This window comes from Streptomyces sp. NPDC006207, from assembly GCF_040613835.1.
In the GTDB taxonomy this organism is placed as follows: Bacteria; Actinomycetota; Actinomycetes; order Streptomycetales; family Streptomycetaceae; genus Actinacidiphila.
The window spans coordinates 39,628-56,799 of the sequence record NZ_JBEXSX010000011.1; the positions used below are offsets into that span (position 1 = coordinate 39,628).

At 68.4% G+C, this 17,172-nt stretch carries 20 protein-coding genes; 1 reads left to right on the forward strand and 19 read right to left on the reverse strand.

Going from position 1 to position 17,172, the window contains the following annotated elements; genetic code table 11:
- The first annotated feature begins 114 nt into the window (after window positions 1-114).
- Window positions 115-375, forward strand: coding sequence for a hypothetical protein (locus ABZ312_RS11320; protein ID WP_500437298.1), 261 nt, complete (start codon window positions 115-117; stop codon window positions 373-375).
- Window positions 376-1,096: 721 nt separating this feature from the next.
- Here ABZ312_RS11320 and ABZ312_RS11325 read toward each other — a convergent pair.
- The 19 genes from ABZ312_RS11325 to ABZ312_RS11415 all read right to left on the reverse strand — a co-directional run bounded on the left by ABZ312_RS11325 (window position 1,097) and on the right by ABZ312_RS11415 (window position 17,010).
- Entirely contained in the window at window positions 1,097-1,444 is a 348-nt protein-coding gene (locus ABZ312_RS11325; protein WP_500437300.1) for a hypothetical protein, read from the reverse strand.
- 16 nt (window positions 1,445-1,460) lie between these two features.
- Complete coding sequence (locus tag ABZ312_RS11330; protein ID WP_500437301.1) at window positions 1,461-1,679, reverse strand: holin; 219 nt, start codon at window positions 1,677-1,679, stop codon at window positions 1,461-1,463.
- Window positions 1,680-1,730: 51 nt separating this feature from the next.
- The gene (locus ABZ312_RS11335; RefSeq protein WP_500437303.1) at window positions 1,731-2,726 is read right to left on the reverse strand and encodes a hypothetical protein; all 996 of its coding nucleotides are present in this window, start codon (window positions 2,724-2,726) and stop codon (window positions 1,731-1,733) included.
- Window positions 2,727-2,788: 62 nt separating this feature from the next.
- A complete protein-coding gene (locus tag ABZ312_RS11340; RefSeq protein ID WP_500437304.1) occupies window positions 2,789-3,034 on the reverse strand; it encodes a hypothetical protein in 246 nt (81 codons plus the stop codon).
- Window positions 3,035-3,041: 7 nt separating this feature from the next.
- Window positions 3,042-3,542: a hypothetical protein gene (locus ABZ312_RS11345; RefSeq protein ID WP_500437305.1), complete on the reverse strand. Its 501-nt coding sequence runs from the start codon at window positions 3,540-3,542 to the stop codon at window positions 3,042-3,044.
- The gene (locus ABZ312_RS11350; RefSeq protein ID WP_500437306.1) at window positions 3,539-3,970 is read right to left on the reverse strand and encodes a hypothetical protein; all 432 of its coding nucleotides are present in this window, start codon (window positions 3,968-3,970) and stop codon (window positions 3,539-3,541) included. The genes ABZ312_RS11345 and ABZ312_RS11350 overlap by 4 nt, the downstream gene beginning before the upstream one ends.
- An 11-nt stretch (window positions 3,971-3,981) precedes the next feature.
- Complete coding sequence (locus tag ABZ312_RS11355; protein WP_500437307.1) at window positions 3,982-6,435, reverse strand: LamG-like jellyroll fold domain-containing protein; 2,454 nt, start codon at window positions 6,433-6,435, stop codon at window positions 3,982-3,984.
- 2 nt (window positions 6,436-6,437) lie between these two features.
- The gene (locus ABZ312_RS11360) at window positions 6,438-9,587 is read right to left on the reverse strand and encodes a phage tail tape measure protein (RefSeq protein ID WP_500437308.1); all 3,150 of its coding nucleotides are present in this window, start codon (window positions 9,585-9,587) and stop codon (window positions 6,438-6,440) included.
- A gap of 27 nt (window positions 9,588-9,614) precedes the next feature.
- The gene (locus tag ABZ312_RS11365) at window positions 9,615-9,755 is read right to left on the reverse strand and encodes a hypothetical protein (protein ID WP_500437309.1); all 141 of its coding nucleotides are present in this window, start codon (window positions 9,753-9,755) and stop codon (window positions 9,615-9,617) included.
- Window positions 9,752-10,246, reverse strand: a complete 495-nt coding sequence (locus ABZ312_RS11370) for a hypothetical protein (RefSeq protein WP_500437310.1) — start codon at window positions 10,244-10,246, stop codon at window positions 9,752-9,754. The genes ABZ312_RS11365 and ABZ312_RS11370 overlap by 4 nt, the downstream gene beginning before the upstream one ends.
- A 15-nt stretch (window positions 10,247-10,261) precedes the next feature.
- The gene (locus ABZ312_RS11375; protein ID WP_500437311.1) at window positions 10,262-10,762 is read right to left on the reverse strand and encodes a hypothetical protein; all 501 of its coding nucleotides are present in this window, start codon (window positions 10,760-10,762) and stop codon (window positions 10,262-10,264) included.
- Between the two features lie 8 nt (window positions 10,763-10,770).
- The gene (locus ABZ312_RS11380; RefSeq protein ID WP_500437313.1) at window positions 10,771-11,757 is read right to left on the reverse strand and encodes a phage tail tube protein; all 987 of its coding nucleotides are present in this window, start codon (window positions 11,755-11,757) and stop codon (window positions 10,771-10,773) included.
- A complete protein-coding gene (locus ABZ312_RS11385) occupies window positions 11,757-11,966 on the reverse strand; it encodes a hypothetical protein (protein WP_500437314.1) in 210 nt (69 codons plus the stop codon). The genes ABZ312_RS11380 and ABZ312_RS11385 overlap by 1 nt, the downstream gene beginning before the upstream one ends.
- Window positions 11,967-12,031: 65 nt before the next feature.
- Complete coding sequence (locus tag ABZ312_RS11390) at window positions 12,032-12,484, reverse strand: hypothetical protein (protein WP_500437316.1); 453 nt, start codon at window positions 12,482-12,484, stop codon at window positions 12,032-12,034.
- 23 nt (window positions 12,485-12,507) lie between these two features.
- Window positions 12,508-13,341, reverse strand: a complete 834-nt coding sequence (locus ABZ312_RS11395) for a head-tail connector protein (protein ID WP_500437318.1) — start codon at window positions 13,339-13,341, stop codon at window positions 12,508-12,510.
- 16 nt (window positions 13,342-13,357) lie between these two features.
- Window positions 13,358-13,588 carry a hypothetical protein gene (locus ABZ312_RS11400; RefSeq protein WP_500437320.1) on the reverse strand — a complete coding sequence of 77 codons (231 nt, stop codon included), beginning with the start codon at window positions 13,586-13,588 and terminating at the stop codon, window positions 13,358-13,360.
- Between the two features lie 57 nt (window positions 13,589-13,645).
- A complete protein-coding gene (locus ABZ312_RS11405; RefSeq protein ID WP_500437322.1) occupies window positions 13,646-15,022 on the reverse strand; it encodes a phage major capsid protein in 1,377 nt (458 codons plus the stop codon).
- A 143-nt stretch (window positions 15,023-15,165) separates the two neighbouring features.
- Window positions 15,166-15,858 (reverse strand): HK97 family phage prohead protease, encoded by a 693-nt coding sequence (locus ABZ312_RS11410; protein WP_500437323.1) that lies wholly within the window; start codon window positions 15,856-15,858, stop codon window positions 15,166-15,168.
- The gene (locus ABZ312_RS11415; protein WP_500437325.1) at window positions 15,859-17,010 is read right to left on the reverse strand and encodes a phage portal protein; all 1,152 of its coding nucleotides are present in this window, start codon (window positions 17,008-17,010) and stop codon (window positions 15,859-15,861) included.
- Between the last annotated feature and the right edge of the window lie 162 nt (window positions 17,011-17,172).

The following is a 17,172-nucleotide window of genomic DNA, read 5'->3' on the forward strand; positions in this document are numbered from 1 at the left end:
TCCTCCTTGCCGCAGATAACGGGGTCGCTTCATGCGGGCGTTGGGTCGTGTTCTCCCTGCTCGCGTTCGGCCGTAGCACAGATAATAGGGCATTATCTGTAGTAAGTTGGGGGCATGGCCCACACCGATGACGAACTGCGCGAGGCTGCGGCCCGGTCTGGAATCTCCTTCGACTACCTCATGCGGCTCAGGGCGGCTGGCGAACCCACGGCCGACGACCCACGGGCGGACAACGCATTGGTGAAGCAGTTCACCGTGATCTTCGATCACTACGTCGCTCGAACCCTCAGCGGCCCGGATCCGATTGGCGCCCTCAGGCAGTTCGGTCTCACCGCAACTGCCGACGCCCTGGAAGCCGCACTTCTCAAGCGCTGACCCCACCAACGCCAAAGCCGCCCTCGCCGCCTGCCGGAGCAGGGGCGAGGGCGGGTGGGTTAGGCAGCCGCGTAGGGGCGGCCGCCGGGAGAATCCTTCCTGTGGAACAACCCGGGCAGCATCAGCGCCGAGAGTCCCAGGAGTCCCTTGGGTGGCGGGTCGGGTGCGCCGTCGCGTCGGCAGACGAGCGCGTCCGGGTCGTAGGAAGGCGCCTGCAGCGAATAGCCGTCGGGGCAGGCCGGGCCCGCGGGCCCACGGTCCCCCTGCGGGCCTTGCTCGCCGCGCTCACCCTGCGGGCCAGCAGGACCAGCCGGGCCTTGTTCGCCCGCGGCACCGTCGGAACCTTCCTCGCCCGGGGATCCGGGTGCGCCAGAGCTGCCCGGCTGCCCAGTGACGCCAGCCGATCCGGTCTTCCCGGACGGACCCGGCGAACCGTCATCGCCAGGCGGGCCGGTCGGCCCAGGTGGGCCCGAGGGTCCTGGCGGCCCGGACGGTCCCACGCCCCCGCGGCTACCGGGCTCCCCCGCTATCGGCGAGGCGCCCAGCTGCTGCACCTGGCGGGCCAGAGCATCCCGGGCAGCATTCGCGTTCCGCAGGTCCCGGTTGAGGCCCTGCACCCACAGGACCAGCAGCGCGAACGCAGCCAGGCAGATGATGATGACCGCGGCGAACGCGACGTCCTTGCGGCGGTGCACTTGGTATTGGCTGTGGTGCCTTGCTGTCACGCTCCCGCCCCCCGCGTGTTGAGGTACAGCGTCAGCACCAGCATGATGATCGGCGCGATGATGGCTGTGAAGATGAGGCGCCGGTCTGCGGCTCGCCTGTCGGCGAGCCTTTGCTCTGCCGCCTGCCGTTCGCGTGCCTCCTGATCGCGGGCCTGCTCGATCTTCGTGATGCGTTCGAGGGCCTGACGGTGCACGTCGTCGGCTGCGCGCCGCTCGAGCTCGTACCGCTCGACGCTGACCTTCTTGTCGAGCCGTGAGCCGAGCTCTCGGAAGTCCTCCTTGAGGTCGAGGTGCACGGCCTCCAGGCGCCGGACGACTTCTCCGAGAGTCGGCTCATCAGCCATCGGTCATTCCTTGCGTTCAGGACTTGGGCAGCCAGGCGGCGGAGCTGGAGTCACCCACCAGGGAGCCGATGACTCCCTTGAGGACGGTCAGTGCCGCGGGGACTGCCGCGACGGCAGCGGCCTTCACCGCCGACAGGTCGGTGAGGTCGAAGCCGTTGGCGAGGAGCAGGCCGAGGAACGCGACGGCGTAGGTGCCGAGGGTGCGCTCGACGACGTCGAGGACGAATCTGGGCATGGGGTTTCCGTTTCTGCGGGAAGGGGCCGCCCGGCCGGTGGCCGGGCGGGGTCAGGAGGTGAGGGCGTCGCCGAGGCGGTCGAGGGCTGCCGTGGCGCCGGCTTCGGCTGCGGCCTGGATCTCGGTTGCGTCGAGGCCGCCGCCCTGGGCGAGGGCCGCGATGGTGGCGGACAGGGCGCCGACCGAGGCGGTCAGGGTGGCGACGTTCTTGTCGACGCGGCGGGAGACGGCCTCGATGTTGGACGCGGCGGTCTTCAGGGCGATGAAGGGGTTGGTCTCCTTCGTCCCCGGGTTGGCGTTGGGGATCTGGCCGTCGCGGGACAGGACCCGGTCGGCGATCCGGTTCAGGTCGTCATCGGTCAGGGCCATGTCGTCCTCCTGGGTGGTGTCGCCCTTGGCGAGCTGGATGATCCGGGCGAAGTTCAGGGATCCGGGGTCCCCGTGGTTCTGCTCCGGCACGTGCTGGTGGCCGCACCAGCCCTTGAAGGCCTGCCACTGGGCGAAGCTCATGCGGGCTGGGCTGGCTCCGTAAGAGGCCGGGGTCACGCCGGGTCGGCGGGGGTCCTTGCCGTAGGCCAGCCAGTCCTTCACGCACGTGAGCGGTATGCCGTGGTTGGCGTTGAGCCAGCGGACCAGCCAGGCGACCTCGGCGAGCGCCCAGTCGGGGGCGGTGGGCCAGTGCAGGTAGTCGACACCGGCCTTCTTCCCGGACCAGGACGTCTTCTTGGAGTCGTCGCAGGTGCCGACAAGCTCGATCTGGAAGGCGTTTGCGGTGTTCGTGGAGACGCCGCCCGCCCGGTTCTCCAGGGCGCGCGCGGACTCGTCGACGTCGAAGTGCTGATACCAGCGGATCTTCTTGGCCTTGAAGTCCGGTACGCCGGTCACGTTGGGGGCCACGGAACCCCCGCTGTAGCTGGGCAGCGTCATGCCCTCGGTGGTGTGGACGACGCCGCAGTTGACCTCCATGTCGGAGCCGGAGTACTGGCCGGTGCCGTAGAAGTAGGCCTGCGAGGCGCCGGGGATCTTCTGCGGGCCCGTTCTGGTCATGAAGCCCTCCAGGGCATGACAAAGCCCCCGGGCGGTGGGCCAGGGGGCGGAGGCGGGGTTAGCTACAGGGGTGTCTCGGTGACGACGGCGCGGGTGATGGACATGATCCGGTAGCCGATGGGTTCGGTCAGTGCTGTGGCGAACGTCTGCAGTGCAGCGACGACGGCCTCGGGAGCTACCGATGGCGAGATGCCGCCGACCTGCACGTCGAAGCTGTTGCCGCCGTCCGATCCGTTGTCGTTGACGGTGATCCGGTACAGAACGCGGAGGTCCGCGTCGACAGTGATACGGGTCTCGAACTCGGCCACAGTGCTCCTAGGTAGCGGTCTCGTAGGTACAGGTGACGCGGATCTGGGCGCCGTTGGCGAGCGTTACTGGAGTCCCCTGGAGCCACAGGCTGTGTGTGGAGACGGTGTTGCTGGTGGGGAACGACAGGCCCGAGCTGGTGACGCCTGGGCTGATGACGACCTGCCCCGCGTAGCGGGTCGTGCCCTGCAGCAGGTGCGCGTTGCCGACGTAGGTGGCGCCGCGGTTGGCGGATGCCGCCGGCAGATCGAACGTGTACTGGCCGGAGCCGTAGGTCGTCGTGCTGCCCGCGAGGAGGTTGATGTGGAAGGTGCAGGTGCGCCCCACCTTCATGTACAGGCCGACCAGCGTGCCGTTGCCCACGACGGGGTTGGTCGTCGCCGCTGACCACGTTGGGGTGTACGACGTCCACGCCGCGAACATCGAGTTGAGCTGGTCGCGGATCTCCTGGTTCATGAGGGCGGCGGTGACGGTCTCACCGACCACCCAGGTGCGCGGGGCGAACGTCACTTCCCCTCACCTCCTGGCGGCTTCGGGGTGGCGATCCGGTCCCAGGCGCCTGGGTCGTCGTCCTGCCACCAGTTCCGTTCGTGCGGCAGTTGGTCGGCGACAGCCGCCTCCGCGGCATCGACGTCCTCGGGGAACACGACTTCGATCCAGCCGAGGCCGCACTCGGGGCAGGCCATCCGCTGGTCGGTGGGCGTGACGATCTGCGCCGAGCCGCACGGGCAGTCCGCGACCCACCTGTTGTGGTTGATCCGCGCCCACGTTCGCTGCCCTATGAGCAGGCCGTCGGGCGGCTGCACACGGCGCTGCAGCTTGAGTTCGTACCAGCGCCAGACGCGCTCGGCCGGCGGCACCAGCGCCCAGGCATCCGGGCGGCGGGGTGGGGGCGGCACGTAGTAGGCCTCAGCCCGCACCACGGGGATCTCAGGCACCGGGCCCCCTCTCAATAGGCGAGCCGGGTTGTGGACCCGAGCACGCTGTAGACCGGGTCGTTCAGCACCCAGACGGAGTCGTTGTAGGACCGGCTCGTGTGGAACTGGATCCGGTGCTTCTGGTAGCGGATGGTCTCGGTGTAGCCCTCAACGAAGAGGGTCTGCTCGCTGGCCGGGGACTGCGCTGGCAGGTCGGTGACGGTGATGATCCCGGAGATGCCCAGGTCCAGCAGATCCCGGTAGGTGGCGGTGCCCATGGAGTAGGCCTCGATGGGTACCTCCCGCAGTTCGCTGCGCGGGGCGGCGTAGCGGGACACGAGCCAGTAGGCAGCGTCGAGGACCGCGTTGTCCGTGGTCTTCAGGAGCTCCAGCGTCTTCTCTGCGGGCCCGTACCGGTCGCGGGAGGCTTGGTCGACGATGCGCTGGGTGGCCCCGCCCGGCCGGCTTGCGATGACGGTGTTGGTCATCTTCTGGTCGTCGAGGCTGCCCTCGATCTCGTCGGTCTCCAGGTCCCCGTAGGACAGCACGATCTCCGGGGTGGGGTTGTAGCGCAGGTCGCGGGACTGGAACGTCACGCCGGGGTAGTCCCGGTCGGCGAACAGCTTGGCGCCCTCGGTGGTCTCGACGACCTTCATCATGTCGAGTGCGCGGGAGCCGCCCGCCCCCTGGCTGGCCGTGTCATCGAACGTGGAGCCGAGCGAGGTGACGCTGTCGATGCCGGTGTAGGACCCGAGGCGTTCGACGCGGAAGTCCGCGGGCTCGCCGGCGAAGCCGTTCGCGCCGGCGTCGTAGTGGTCGTCCAGGTCCGCGGAGAACAGCGTCCCCGGATAGAACGCCAAGTGGGCGATCGTGCCGCTCCACAGCTGGGTTCCGTTGTAGCCGCCGACGGACAGGGTCCGCAGGTCGTTGAGGGCGCCGACGCCGGGCGGGCTACCGACCGGGACTCCGTCGATCCAGAACGCGGAGGTGCTCTGGTCGTACAGCATGTGGTGCAGCACGCCGTCCGCCAGGTTGGCGGTGGGGATCACGTAGGTGTTCACGCCGAACGGGGAGGTGTTGACAACCTTCAGCTTCCCGGTGCCGGACTCCAGCGACCACTTCGAGATCCACTCGCTGTTCGTGCTGGATAGCGCGAACATGATCCGGTCCGTCGTGCTGGTGGAGAACCAGCACTCCCAGAACATGTAGTCGTACCCGGGCAGCCCCGCATGGGCGGACAGGTCGAAGAAGGTGTCGCCCAGGTCGCCGCGCAGGAACTTGCCCGCGGTCGCCGAGACTGGGGTGAACATGGGCGCCTGGTCGCCGGTTGCCGGCGGGCCCTGGGCCGCGGCAAAGGTGAGCGTTCCCCCGCTGCCTGCCTGGATCGTGGCGAGGGCGCCCGCGCCTGCGCCCGCCAGGTCGCCCGCACTGGTCGACTCCGCCGACTCACTCAGCGGGTAGTACGCCAGGGGCCCGTCCTGGAGGATCTCCTCGGCCAGCATCGACCTCAGCGCGGGCTGCAGGTTGAGCCACTTGAACATGTCGGTGGCCGTGATGGTGACCGTGGACTGCAGGCCCTTCCACGCGTTGGGCCACTCGTTGACCAGGCCGAAAAACCTCGGGTGCACCCGCGCACCGACGAGGTCGAACTCGGCGTAGTCGCTCACGCCGCCGCTGCGGTTCGCGGCGAACTCCACCCGCACCAGGTCGCTGACCACCCAGGCCGGAGTGGCCAACGACCGCTGCACGGACCAGTTGTAGCCGTCACTGGAGGTCTCCCAGTAGACGGTGCCGGAGGTTTCCCGAATGCGCAGCCACCCGTGCTGGATCGGGTCGTAGGTGAGAACGGTCGGGGAGGCATCGGTGGAACCCGCGTCATTGTAGGCGCGCAGGTTCCCATCCATGGCGTTGTAGGTCCAGCGCAGCCATGTGTTCGCGGCGACCGCCTGCACGTACATGGTCACCGACCCGAATGCGCTGCCCCCGTTCGCGGGGGCGGTGCAGAACCTGGCGGTCAGCTGTGATCCCTGAAGCTTCCATTGCCGGGTGCCCGTGAACCGGGACGTGGTGCCTGCGGCAACGAGAGGCAGACGCATACGCCCACCCGTTTCCGTGGCGCCGCCTGACGCCGTCCACACTGCGCCGACAACTCCATCGTCGAAGTCGTCGCACAGCTTCTCCAGCGCCCACGGTGCCGCACCGGTCGGGCTGTCCAGGGTGGCGACCGACACCCGGATCGGCGTGTTCATCACGACGTTCGGGTAGTACGGGCTGCTCGCCAGGTCGGCTGTGAACCTGCCGTCCTGGTTGTCCAGACACATGGTGCACGTGGCGGGCTGGATCTCCGACAGCTCGTCCGAGGCGCCGCGGGTGATGGTGACGCCCACGGTGTCGACGTCGACGTACTGGCTGATGTCGACCCACGGGATGTTGTCCGGGTCGGTGACGACGCCACCGAACCCGGCGTCCACGAGAAGCAGACTCATGATCACCCCCCAAACGTGAAGTTCTGGCCGCCGCGGTGCCGCTTCAACTTGAGGAGCACCTTCTCTAGTTGCTGGCCGACTGCTGTCGGGTCGATGGCGCCCTCGATGGTGATGGGCGCGTGGACGATGACGCCGCCTCGTCCGCCGGCCGTGGCCAGCTGTGGCACGGGGATGGATGTCCCGGCCACGGCTCCAGCGACCTGCGCCATGGCGCCCTGAACCATCGGGGCCCGGTCGGCGAGGCCGAGGGCCAGGCCTTCGGTGGTGTTGCGTCCCAGCTTCCGGAAGACCGTGGACGGGCTCTTGATGCCGAGGGCCTTGCGGATGCTCTTCTGCATCCCCGTGGCGATCTTCAGCATCAGCTTCTCAATGTCCTTCTGCTGGGCAGCCAGCCCAGTCAAGAAGCCCTTGCCCGCCATCTTGCCGCTGTCGTAGAGCACGTCCGCGCCAGTGTTGCCCAGTGACGCCGACGCCGAGTCGATGGAGGACTGCGCGGAGTTGATGCTCTTCAGCATCGACGCGGACGCGCCCACCAGCGTGCTGGCGTAGGGCAGGCCCTGCTCGGGGCCCATCTCCAGGATCTGCCGCAGCAGGCCCTTGGACAGGCCGCGCTTGGCGAGGATCCCGATGTAGGACTGGAACTGGCGGATGTTCGCCAGCTTGCTGTTGAGCCCGGACAGGATGCTGCCCCCGCCGGCCGTCAGCCCTTCGGCGTCCATCGAGGACAGGGCCGCCCCCGACTTGGCGTTGGAAGAGACACCCGACGCGAACTCCTTCGCCGCCTTGATCGTGGCGGCGATCTTGTCGCGCTGGGCGGCCAGGCTCTTCAGCCTGACATTGTTCTTCTCGATCATCGTGACCAGCTTGTCGTCGAGCCTGGTGCTGGTGCCCTTGAAGGCTCGCTGGATGTCGCCGATCAGTTCCTTCGCCATGGCGGCAATGGCGGACGTCGAACCGGTGAGCTTGACCACCGCGGTGTGCCCGGTGTCCGCCTTGATGGTCGACGCTTCCTTGCCGCTCAGGCCTCGGACCAGGCCGCCCTTGGCGAAGCCCATGCGCCCGCCGTTAATGGCCTGCAGCAGCGACAGATGCTTGCGAGTCTGGGACTCCTTCACGACGAACTCGCCGTTGCTCAGCCACGGCGCCAGGACGTCGTCGGAGGTGCCCGTGCCCGGGCCGCGGACCAGACCGCCGCCCGCGTAAGCGAAACCGCCGGCCTTGGAGTACAGGCCGCCGGTCGCGCCGGCCTGCCCGCCCATGTGCTTACTGCGGAACTCCTGGTAGTACGTCGACACGGTGATGCTCTTGCTGCGGAGCTCGGACAGCTTGCGCTTCGCGGCGTCGACCTGGCGCTGCAGCTGGGCGATGTCCGCCTTCAGTGCCGCGCGCTTCTCCGGCGGCACCGTCTTCATCTTTGCCTTGGCCGCCTCGATCTGGGACTGCCAGTTGTCGATGTTCATCCGCAGCTTGTTCTGCTCCAGCCGCGGCCGGACCTCGGCAGCCCACGTGCGGGTCTTTCCCTCGGCATCGTGGAGGCCGGAGATGAACCCGTTCTTGAACGTGTCGAAGCTCTTGTTCGCGGCCTTCAGCTTGTCGCCGATCCCGGGGATCCAGCCGAACGCGTGGGCCGCACCAGAGATGATCCCGTCCAGGGCGGTCAGGACCCCGGTTGCGATGAGCCGGAAGCCCTGAATCACCCGCGGGGTGTTGTCCACGACGACCCCGAAGAAGTCGATCAGCCCGTTGGCGGCCTGGCGGCTGAACTCGATCGTCGCCTGCTTGTTGTCCTTCAGCCAGTTCGACAGACGCTGAAGCGGGCCGACCGCCTCATCGGCCTTACCGAAGGACGGCCAAAGACTGTTGATGATCACAGAGCCGGTCTCGTAGGCGATCGTCCCCGCAGTCTGGAGGGCGAAGCCGAACAGACGCACGGCGGCACCGATCTCGGAGAACACCGGCTTCAGCTTGCCGATGACCTTCGCGAGGCCATCGAAGGTCATCGCACCCTGATCGCCCGCAGTCTCAAAGATCTCCTTGAGGGCGGGTCCGACAGCGTCCGAAATGGCACCCACCAAGCGGCCCAGCGCTGGCAGCACCTTGTTCACAGCGTCGAACAGCCCGGTGAACATGTCGGCAGAGCCCTTGATGCCACCCTGCAGCCCCTTGAAAAAGCCCGGCAGCCCCTTGCCGAGCAGGCCCGAGATGCCCTGGGCGAAAGCGTCCAGGGTCGGCTTCGACGCGGCACCGAAGTCCAGCAGGGACTGAATGAACGGGCCAAGCGTCGAGGTCGCTTCCTTGACGAAGCGGTTGCCGAGCTGAAAGTTCGAGCGCAGCGCGGACTGGAACTTGTCCGACCCAAAGAGCTTCCCGAACGTCTCGCCGAGATCGCCGAGAGTGCCGGCCATGTCCTTGACCGCACCCCGGAAAATCTTGACGACGGGGCCGGCCTTTTCAACCGCCTTCGTCCAGCCGGGCAGCATCGCCTTCTGAACTTCCTTGGCGATTCCGCCGAACTCCTTCTTGGCGCCGACCAGAGCCTTGGTGAAGTCCCGCTGTGCGGGGCTCATCTTGTCCAAGGCCTTCTGGTACTCCTTGGCGTCCTTCCCCGCCAGCGCCATTGCATCGGAGACGCCCGACAGGCCCAGCTTCACTGCGCCGCCAGCAAGCCCCAGGCCAAACAGCATCGGCACCAGGGCACCCACCGCCGGCAGCGCTGTCACCGCCGCCGCGACACCAACGCCCATGAGCGCGCCGTTCACCGCGCCCATCGACGGCACCACGGACGTTGCCGCCGAACCCACAGCAGAGAACGCCCGCCCGAGACTTGCCAGGCTGAAGCGGCTCCGGCGGCTGCTGGAGTCGATGTCGTCAGCCATGGCGTGCGCGCGGGAGGCAATCCAGCGCAATGCCGGCGCCATCCGGGACCGCGACGAGCGGTCGATGTCCCGAGACATCTGCTCGGCCGCGTCGGCCGTCGACACGAACCGGCCGCGCATGTCGCGGAAGCGGCCGTCGCTGTCACGGTGCAGGCCCTCGATGGCGCGGCTGGAATCCTCGGACGCGTCCTCGATGTGGCGGGCCATGTCGTCGGCGCCATCGCCAACCGAGCGCAGGACGCGGGACAGGCGGTCACGGCCGATCAAGTCGAACACGAGACGACGCTCAGCCACGGCGACCCCCTACTGCTGTTGGGCCGCCGCCGCGGCATTCGATCGCTCGATGTAGGCGACGCCGGACAGAAACCGCTCGACGGTCAAGGCGTCGAACGCATCCGGCGTCATGCCGGGGAACTGGGACAGGAACGCCCAGAACCAAGTCACACGGAGAGCGGTGATGGACTCGTCGCCCAGCCCTCCGCCGGCGCCTGCGCGACGCCGTTCACGCCCCCCACGGGCTGGTCGGCTTTTGGGGCCGCCTCCGAAGCCCGCACCTCAGGGTCGGTGAGGTCGTCCAGCTGGGCCATGCCCTGATCGAACTCGGCCTCGGTCACCTGCCCCTTGGCCAGCTCACCCTCGGCCTCGGCGCGCAGCTCGACCAGATCGTCCGCGCCAAGCTTCACGCTGATGTCGTCGAGGGCCGGGTCGAACGCGGAGTAGCGCAGCGAGGGAGTCTCGCGCTTCATCAGGACCCAGGTGATGGCGCGCCGCGGAGTCGGCGCCTCCCGCACCACCAGGGCGTTACGAGACATCACCAGCGCCCACTCCAGGTCAGTGGTGCGCTCCACGGCTTCGGCCTCGGAGGCGAGGAAACGGACCGTGGACAGGTCCCAGACGTGGGGCGTGCCGTCGGTGTGCGTGTACCGCAGGATCATTGGGGTTGTGTCCTCTCAGCCGCCGAGGCGGCGTTGTACGTCGTCGACGACCCGAGCGACTTCGCGTTCCATGCGCGCCATGTGACGGCGCACGGTCTGCTCCCAGTACGGGTCGGCGTACTGATTGGTCCAGCGGCGCCGGTTCCCGAAGACGGGGTGCCGAAGCCTTCCTTCGTTGAGGCGGGTAGGCACACTCCGCATGTCCGGCGGTAGGGCGGACCGGTCGATCCACACCCGCGCGCCGACCGTGCCCGTCGTCCTGACGCTGATCTTGATGGCGTTGGCGATGGTCTCCCGCAGCGGGCGCGTGTTCGTGCTCGGGCCGCCGGGCACCCGGCGGCCCTGCGAGCGGATCGTCATCGTGCGGACAGTGGACTGCAGGTCGTTCCGCAGCGGCTCCGCGGCACGCCGCACGCGGCGCTGCATGGAGCGGCGCAGCGACTCATCCCCCGCAGCCCGAAGCCGCCGCTGCAGCTCCAGCAGCTGCCCCGTCCCGATGATCCGAACATCGCGCATGGCTCACCTCACAGGGTGATGTCCGTCGAGATGTACTCGATCTTCGGCTGGTTCGTGCCGTCGAACAGGCCGGTGAAGTTGAACGTGGGCCGGATGACGTCGAAGCCCTCGACCTGCGGCGGAGCATCGTCGATCTTGATGGCGGGGAGGGTGATGCGGAACGTCTCGAAGAACGTCGCCGCGATGAGCGGGCCAACGAACTCCAGCACGAAGGACGTGGCCCCGTCGCTGGTGTGCAGATCATCCAGCGTGGTCGAGACGTAGTCCATCTCGATGGACCCGCTGATCTTGACCTGGTCGTTGCTGATCGGCTCCTTCTTCAGCCCCGCCTGACCCGCGTAGTAGCGGTCGGTCGCCATCGGCCGCTCGACCTTCACCGAGACCTTGCGGATGCCATCGTGCGCGGTCTCCGTACCGAACGAGCCAGTCTTCACCGCCATCTGCCCGAAGTGGAACGGCGCCATGTTGGAGTACGACGCGGTCGCCATCGTCTGGTTCTCGTCGCAGGTCTTACCGTCGATCTCGAAGGACGCGGTCAGCATGCCGCCGACCTCACACGAGAACTCCGCGCTGATGACCTTGCAGCCGACGAACGTCTTGTCGGTGACGGTGCCCGTCGTTAGCGGGACGCCCTTCTGAATCGTCAGGCTCTTGCCCGCCGTGTCCGCCAGGGTGTGAGTCTGCAGATAGGCCGGGCCTGCGCCCTGCTGGACCGGCGTCACGCTGGTACCCATCAGGGTCTGCAGCAGCACGCCCATGCCCTTGTTGGTGACCTCCATCTCCAGCGTCCCGCCCGCGTCCTGCGTCGTCAGCACACGCCGCGACGACAGCGCCAACAGGCGGCCCGCCGCGATCCCCGCCGACTGCGCAGTCGTCTTGCGCAGGACGATGGATTCCTTCGTGAACTCGATGAACTTGCTCGGCGCCACGAAGGTGCCATAGGTCGACTCGGCGGCAATGCCGACCTGCGCGCCGAGACCAGAACCGATCGCCATCAGTCGTCACTCCCCTTCAGGGTCTTCGCCGCGGTCTTTTTCGCGGGCTCGGTCTTGGGCTCCTCGACGGACTCCCAGTTAGCGGTCTGGCACACGTAGCCCTCGAAACGGGCATCGGGCACCTCGACGACCTCGTCGGGCTGCACCAGGCGGTCCCCGAGCTCCGGCACGGTGACCGGCTCCGGGCCGATGAAACGGACACGCGCCATGAGCTCACTCCTTGGTTCAGGCATGGCGAAACACCCGCCTGTTGGCGGGCAAACGGATCAGGGGGTCACAGGCGGGCGCGGCAGGCGATGCTGAAGTTCAGGCCGGCCACCACGCCCTCGGCCTGGTACTGGCGCAGGTCGCCTGCGGTCAGTTCCGACCACAGCACGGAGCCGTTCAGGGTCGGCGCCTCGGGTGCCGCGTCGGTGGCGCGCAGCAGATCCTCGAGCGCGGCCACGATCTCAAAGACCCGCGAACGCCTGGCTTGCATGTTGGTGTCCCCGGACCGGGACTCGGCATAGCCGGAGATGGTGAAGCGCTCGTCGCGCCGCCGGGCACCCGCCGACGCGAACTCCTGCTCCAAAGCAACCGCCGCGTCGGCATCCGGCTGCCACCCGAAGTGAAGCCGATCCGGCGCGGTCAGGTTCACAACCGGCGGCCCATCGACGATCTCGACGCCATCCAGCATCGAGCCCACCGCCAGGGCCGCCTCCCGTGACAACGCGAGCAGAGCGTCCATGGCCGCCGGAACCCGGGAGGTCGTCACGCGATCCCCCCAGGCTGCCGGTCCGCCTGCAACAGTTGCAGGGCACGGTTCGGAATCGCATAACCCAGGCCGGGGATCGGCTCGGTCACGTTGAAGTCCTCACCGCCACCGATCGCCGACAGCCCCCGAGACGCCCCGTACTGGGTGCGCCACAGGTGCTGCAGAATCAGCTTCCCCGCCAGGGCAATGTTCGCGGGCACCAGCGTCCGGCCCGCCACATATACGACGCGGTACGGCCCCGCCCAGAACGGCATGCCGTCCGTGCGGCGCAGCACCCCCGTGTCCGTGTCGACATCGACAGCGGCCGCAGGAACGGCGAGCTGGCCGAGTTCGATGCCCGCCACCGAGGTGACGGACAGGACCGGGGTGGTCGTGAGCAGCATGCGGTCGGTGCCGCCGTGCGCGACCTCGGTGACCGTGCGCCGCGTCACGGCACCCACGAAGAACTCGACCGCGCGCGTCGTTGCTTCGCCCACCGCGCGCAGCTCATCATCCGACGTGGACGTGGTGATCTGCAGGTGCCGCTTGGCATCGGCCAGCGAGAACAGCTGAGGCGGCACGGCCTCCCGCACATCGAACATGTCGGTGTACGCACATTCCGGGCCAGTCCACACCCAGCGCGCCGAATGCCGCCCAGCCTGTGTCGTGACGTAGTCGACGCGGTACTGCCCCGGCTGCCCGGGCTGCGCTGGCGCCGGCACCGTCGGCGTGGCCGTGGTGCCGTCCGGGAGCGTGATGGTCAGGACGGCGGTGGATGCGGTCGCCAGCGAGCCGGCCGCATCCCGGCACTCGGCTTCCAGCCGGACCGTGTCACCGAGATCGAACGGCACGGCTCACCACCGCCCGTCAGTCGGTCTTGCGACCGCGCGCCTGGGCAGCGGTACGCCGTGGCTTGCTCTCGGCGGCGGTCTCCCGCGGCTCCGTGGACGGGGCCGCAACGCCGAGCCGCTTGAGCTCAGCGTCCACCGCTGACACGCGGTCGGACAGACCGCGCAGAACGTAGCCTTCCCGTTCCCGCTTGAGCGCAGCCGCGTAGGCGTCGCGCTGGACGTCCTCGTCGGTCTTCTTGTCGGCCATGATTTCCTCCTCCCACAGGGGTGCCGCAGAGCATCAGCCCTGCGGCACCCCGGGCAACTAGAAGGTCGGGGCGATCATGCCGGTGCCGGCCACGACGCTGATGCTCTTCGGGTACCGCTCCGAGTGCAGGGCCGCGTAGTTGTAGAACCGCAGCAGCACGGAGAGCTGGTCGGCCTTCGTCTCGCGGAAGGCCTCGGCACGCGGCGTGCCCTCGAAGAGGATCACGTCCGAGGAGCGGGCGATGATGATCCGGTCCTCGTTGGTGCCCGCACCGAGGTTCGTCGGGATGGACGGGTCGACGTACACGGGCAGGCCCTGCAGCGTGCCGACGAAGCCCTCCGAGACGACGTCGCTCATCGCGGCCAGCACGTTCTGCGGCATGTTCGCCGAAGGCACGACCAGCGGCCGGCCCGCGGTGTCCAGGGACACGGTGAACCACGCCCAGCGCCGCGGGTGCATGAAGATCTTGTCGGGCGGCATGAACCGGCCCGTGTGGATCTGCTGGATGCCGTCGCCGACCTTGGAGTACAGCTCGCCCACCGTCGGCGTCGCGTCGGTGTAGGTGATGGCGTTGGCGCCGGTCACGTTGAGCAGGCCGCGCTTGCTGGCCGCGTTGTTGTTGATGACGAACACGTCGAGCTTGGTCGCGTAGTCCGCGGCCAGGTCGGCGAGAAGGATGGTGTCCATGTTGATCGGCGACTGCTCGAGCAGCTGCTGGGCGACGACCTGCTGGCCGGCCAGCGTGGCGACCGCGGCGGTCACGCTGTTCGAGGTGGCGTCGGTGTTGGACACCGCGGTGTTCTGGGTGGCCTGCTCGGCGGTCGACGTGCCGGTCGCCAGGCGCGGCAGGTTGATGGAGTCCGTGCCGGCCGGCAGCGGCTGGTGCGCGACCTGGTCCGCGACCACGCGGGCGGCACGGGCCAGCTTGACGTACTCGTCGACCATCCACAGCGGCGGCACGAACTCGCCGACGCCGCCGTCGGTGGTGGTCAGGGCGCGCTTCTCCAGGCCGTCGATGACCTCGCGGTCGCTGCGGCGCAGCCGCTCGATGGCCTCGTGGTCGCCGCGCTGCTGGGCGCGGAACAGGTCCCGGAAGTACGAGGTCTTGCCGTCGCGCCGGTAGGTCTCCGGCTCGGAGGTGACCCGGATACCGGTCGGCTGCGGGCCCTTCGCCGAGTACTGGGCGCGGAGCTCGGCGGCACGGGCGTCGCGGGCCTCGCCCTCCTCCAGCTCGCTGATGCGGCCGCGGAGGGTCTCGACGTCGCCGTCGATGCCCTTGATGGCGTCGCGCTTCTCGGCGAACGCGGACTCCTCGTCGGCGTTCAGGTCGCGCTTCTCCGCGGTCGGCGCGGTGAGGATGCCGTCCAGTTCGGTCTTCAGCGCGGCCCGACGCTCGAGCGCGTCCTGCAGCTGCTTACGCAGGAATTCGAGCATGGCTAACTCCTGATCTTGTTGGGTGTTGGGTGGGTCGCGCCCGCGAACCGTCCGGGTGGTGGTCCAGGTGGTGGCGCCAGCGGACATGCCGCAAGGCGCTCCGGCGTGGACTCCGGCGCGTCAGGTGAAGCAGGCGGAAACAGCTACAGGCTGAGAGCCTCGGCCTGAGCCAGGTACAGGGACAACGGATGCCCGGCAGCCACAGGGACCGAGACGGGCTCCGCCGGGGCGAAGCGACGCTGCAGGCGCTCCAAGAGAGCGCGGGCGTCGTCATCGCCAAGCTGGTCGAAGTCGGCAGCCCGCATCGCAGGCTGCACGCTGGTGTTCGGGTTCGCCCCGAAGTTCACGACGGACACGTCACCGCGGTGCAGATCCACCTCGAGGATGTCCCGCTGGTCGTAGTCCGGCGACCACGACTGGCGGGTCACCCGGAACGCGAACGACATTTCGTCCACGGAGCCGTCCTCCAGGGCGAGCAGCATGTCCTGCACGTCGCTGCGCTTGGCGGTGACGTCGGCCTCCATGTGCAGGCCGGTCGAGTCCTCCGACAGGCGCAGCGTGCCGGCCTTCGTGTACGCCATGGCGAGGCCGCCGTGGTTCAGCAGCAGCTGCACCTGGGGCGTCTCGGTCAGGGTCTTGGTGAAGGATCCGGAGCGGACGACCTCGCCGTAGGCGCCGAGGAAGTCCCACATCTCGTAGGGCTGCTCCGTCACCGAGGCATAGCCGGTGATCGTGGAAACTCCGGAGGCGCCGTCCTTGGCGCGGGCCTCCAGTTGTACGGGATAGGCGCGCCGCACGATACCCGTGACGGAGGCGCGCTCGCTCTTGTCGTTCACCTAGCCTCCCAGGCTGATTGCGGCGGGATCGGGTGGCGGCGCGGTGGGCTTGTCGCCCCACTCCACGGGCCCCATGTCCTCGAGGTTCCGGACTTCGTTGACGGTCTCGAACTGGTTCTGCAGGGCGATCGCGTGCGCCCGGAACCGGGTCAGCAGGTCTGTGCGGACCAGCGCGGACCGGTTGAACTTCACGGTCTGGGGCTTCGGCAGCAAGTCCGACAGGGCCCGCTCAAGGCGCACCAGCCACGGATCAACTGCGTAGGTCAGCAGGTCCAGCGAACGCTGCTCGATGTTGCTGTAGGTCAGTGAGCCGCCGGTCTCGTACCCGAAGATCTCGGCGAATCCGGGGCCGAAGATCCGGCAGCACTCGGCGGCGGTGTAGTTGTTCGTCTCCAGGAACTGGGATTCATTCGGAGCGATCTGGATCGACTGGTACTTCCAGCCGCCACCCAGCACCGCAGGCTCTCGCCGGCCGTGCACGGCAGCCATGAACCGCTCCTTCGCGGTCATCGCCTGCTTCTGATCCAGGGCCTGGTCGGTGGTCAGCACCCCCGATGGGTGCGCGCCGTCCTGGAACCACTGGGCGCCGAACTGCAAGGCCGAGATGCCCGTGCCGATCGTCAGCGCATGCACCGCGATCGGCGACAAGCCCAGCAGCCGACCCGGCGTCGGATGGAAACGCTTGTGCCAGACCTCGCCGCGGGACACCTGCTCGCCGTTGAACCGCCAAGCCGGCTGGCCGTCGTCGTCCAGCCACACGCCCACCAGATCCGGGTGCTGCAACTGGATCAGCGTCGGCGTGCCCCGGGTCGGGTTCCGCTTGCCGATCGCGCCGTACACGTTGCCACGCAGCATCGCCGAGTACACGTACTGCGAGCACCAGTCCGGCAGGCCGTACCCGTCGCCACCCAGGTCCGTCATCCACGACGGCATCGCAGCCGTCTCCCGCGGCTTTGGGAAGTAGTTCAGCGGCATCGTCTCCGCGACCGAAGCCACCAGGTTCACGCACGCCCAGATCGCCAGCTTCTGCAGCGACGACTCCGTGCGCGACAGGTCCACGCGGGCAAAGCTGCTGCCCTGCATCGAGTTCGGCGGGATCGGCGGCTCGGCCGTCCACGCTCGCCGCTCAGCACGACCCAACACAAAGCTCACTGCGGCCTCCTACCGGCCGCCACGCGACCCGCTACCTGATCTGCCAGCACCAACGCGCCAGCCGTAAGGAAGCCGGCAGGCGGCCACGCCAGCCACGCTCCATACGAGACGAGCAACAGGCCCAGCAGAGCCGGGAACGCCCGCCAAGCGGCTGCCACCAGG

Bases quoted from the DNA above. Each gene is read 5' to 3' on its own strand.
- ABZ312_RS11320 (WP_500437298.1), top strand. From the start codon at position 115: ATGGCCCACACCGATGACGAACTGCGCGAGGCTGCGGCCCGGTCTGGA.
- ABZ312_RS11325 (WP_500437300.1), bottom strand. From the start codon at position 1,444: ATGGCTGATGAGCCGACTCTCGGAGAAGTCGTCCGGCGCCTGGAGGCC.
- ABZ312_RS11330 (WP_500437301.1), bottom strand. From the start codon at position 1,679: ATGCCCAGATTCGTCCTCGACGTCGTCGAGCGCACCCTCGGCACCTAC.
- ABZ312_RS11335 (WP_500437303.1), bottom strand. From the start codon at position 2,726: ATGACCAGAACGGGCCCGCAGAAGATCCCCGGCGCCTCGCAGGCCTAC.
- ABZ312_RS11355 (WP_500437307.1), bottom strand. From the start codon at position 6,435: ATGAGTCTGCTTCTCGTGGACGCCGGGTTCGGTGGCGTCGTCACCGAC.
- ABZ312_RS11370 (WP_500437310.1), bottom strand. From the start codon at position 10,246: ATGATCCTGCGGTACACGCACACCGACGGCACGCCCCACGTCTGGGAC.
- ABZ312_RS11375 (WP_500437311.1), bottom strand. From the start codon at position 10,762: ATGCGCGATGTTCGGATCATCGGGACGGGGCAGCTGCTGGAGCTGCAG.
- ABZ312_RS11380 (WP_500437313.1), bottom strand. From the start codon at position 11,757: ATGGCGATCGGTTCTGGTCTCGGCGCGCAGGTCGGCATTGCCGCCGAG.
- ABZ312_RS11385 (WP_500437314.1), bottom strand. From the start codon at position 11,966: ATGGCGCGTGTCCGTTTCATCGGCCCGGAGCCGGTCACCGTGCCGGAG.
- ABZ312_RS11390 (WP_500437316.1), bottom strand. From the start codon at position 12,484: ATGGACGCTCTGCTCGCGTTGTCACGGGAGGCGGCCCTGGCGGTGGGC.
- ABZ312_RS11400 (WP_500437320.1), bottom strand. From the start codon at position 13,588: ATGGCCGACAAGAAGACCGACGAGGACGTCCAGCGCGACGCCTACGCG.
- ABZ312_RS11405 (WP_500437322.1), bottom strand. From the start codon at position 15,022: ATGCTCGAATTCCTGCGTAAGCAGCTGCAGGACGCGCTCGAGCGTCGG.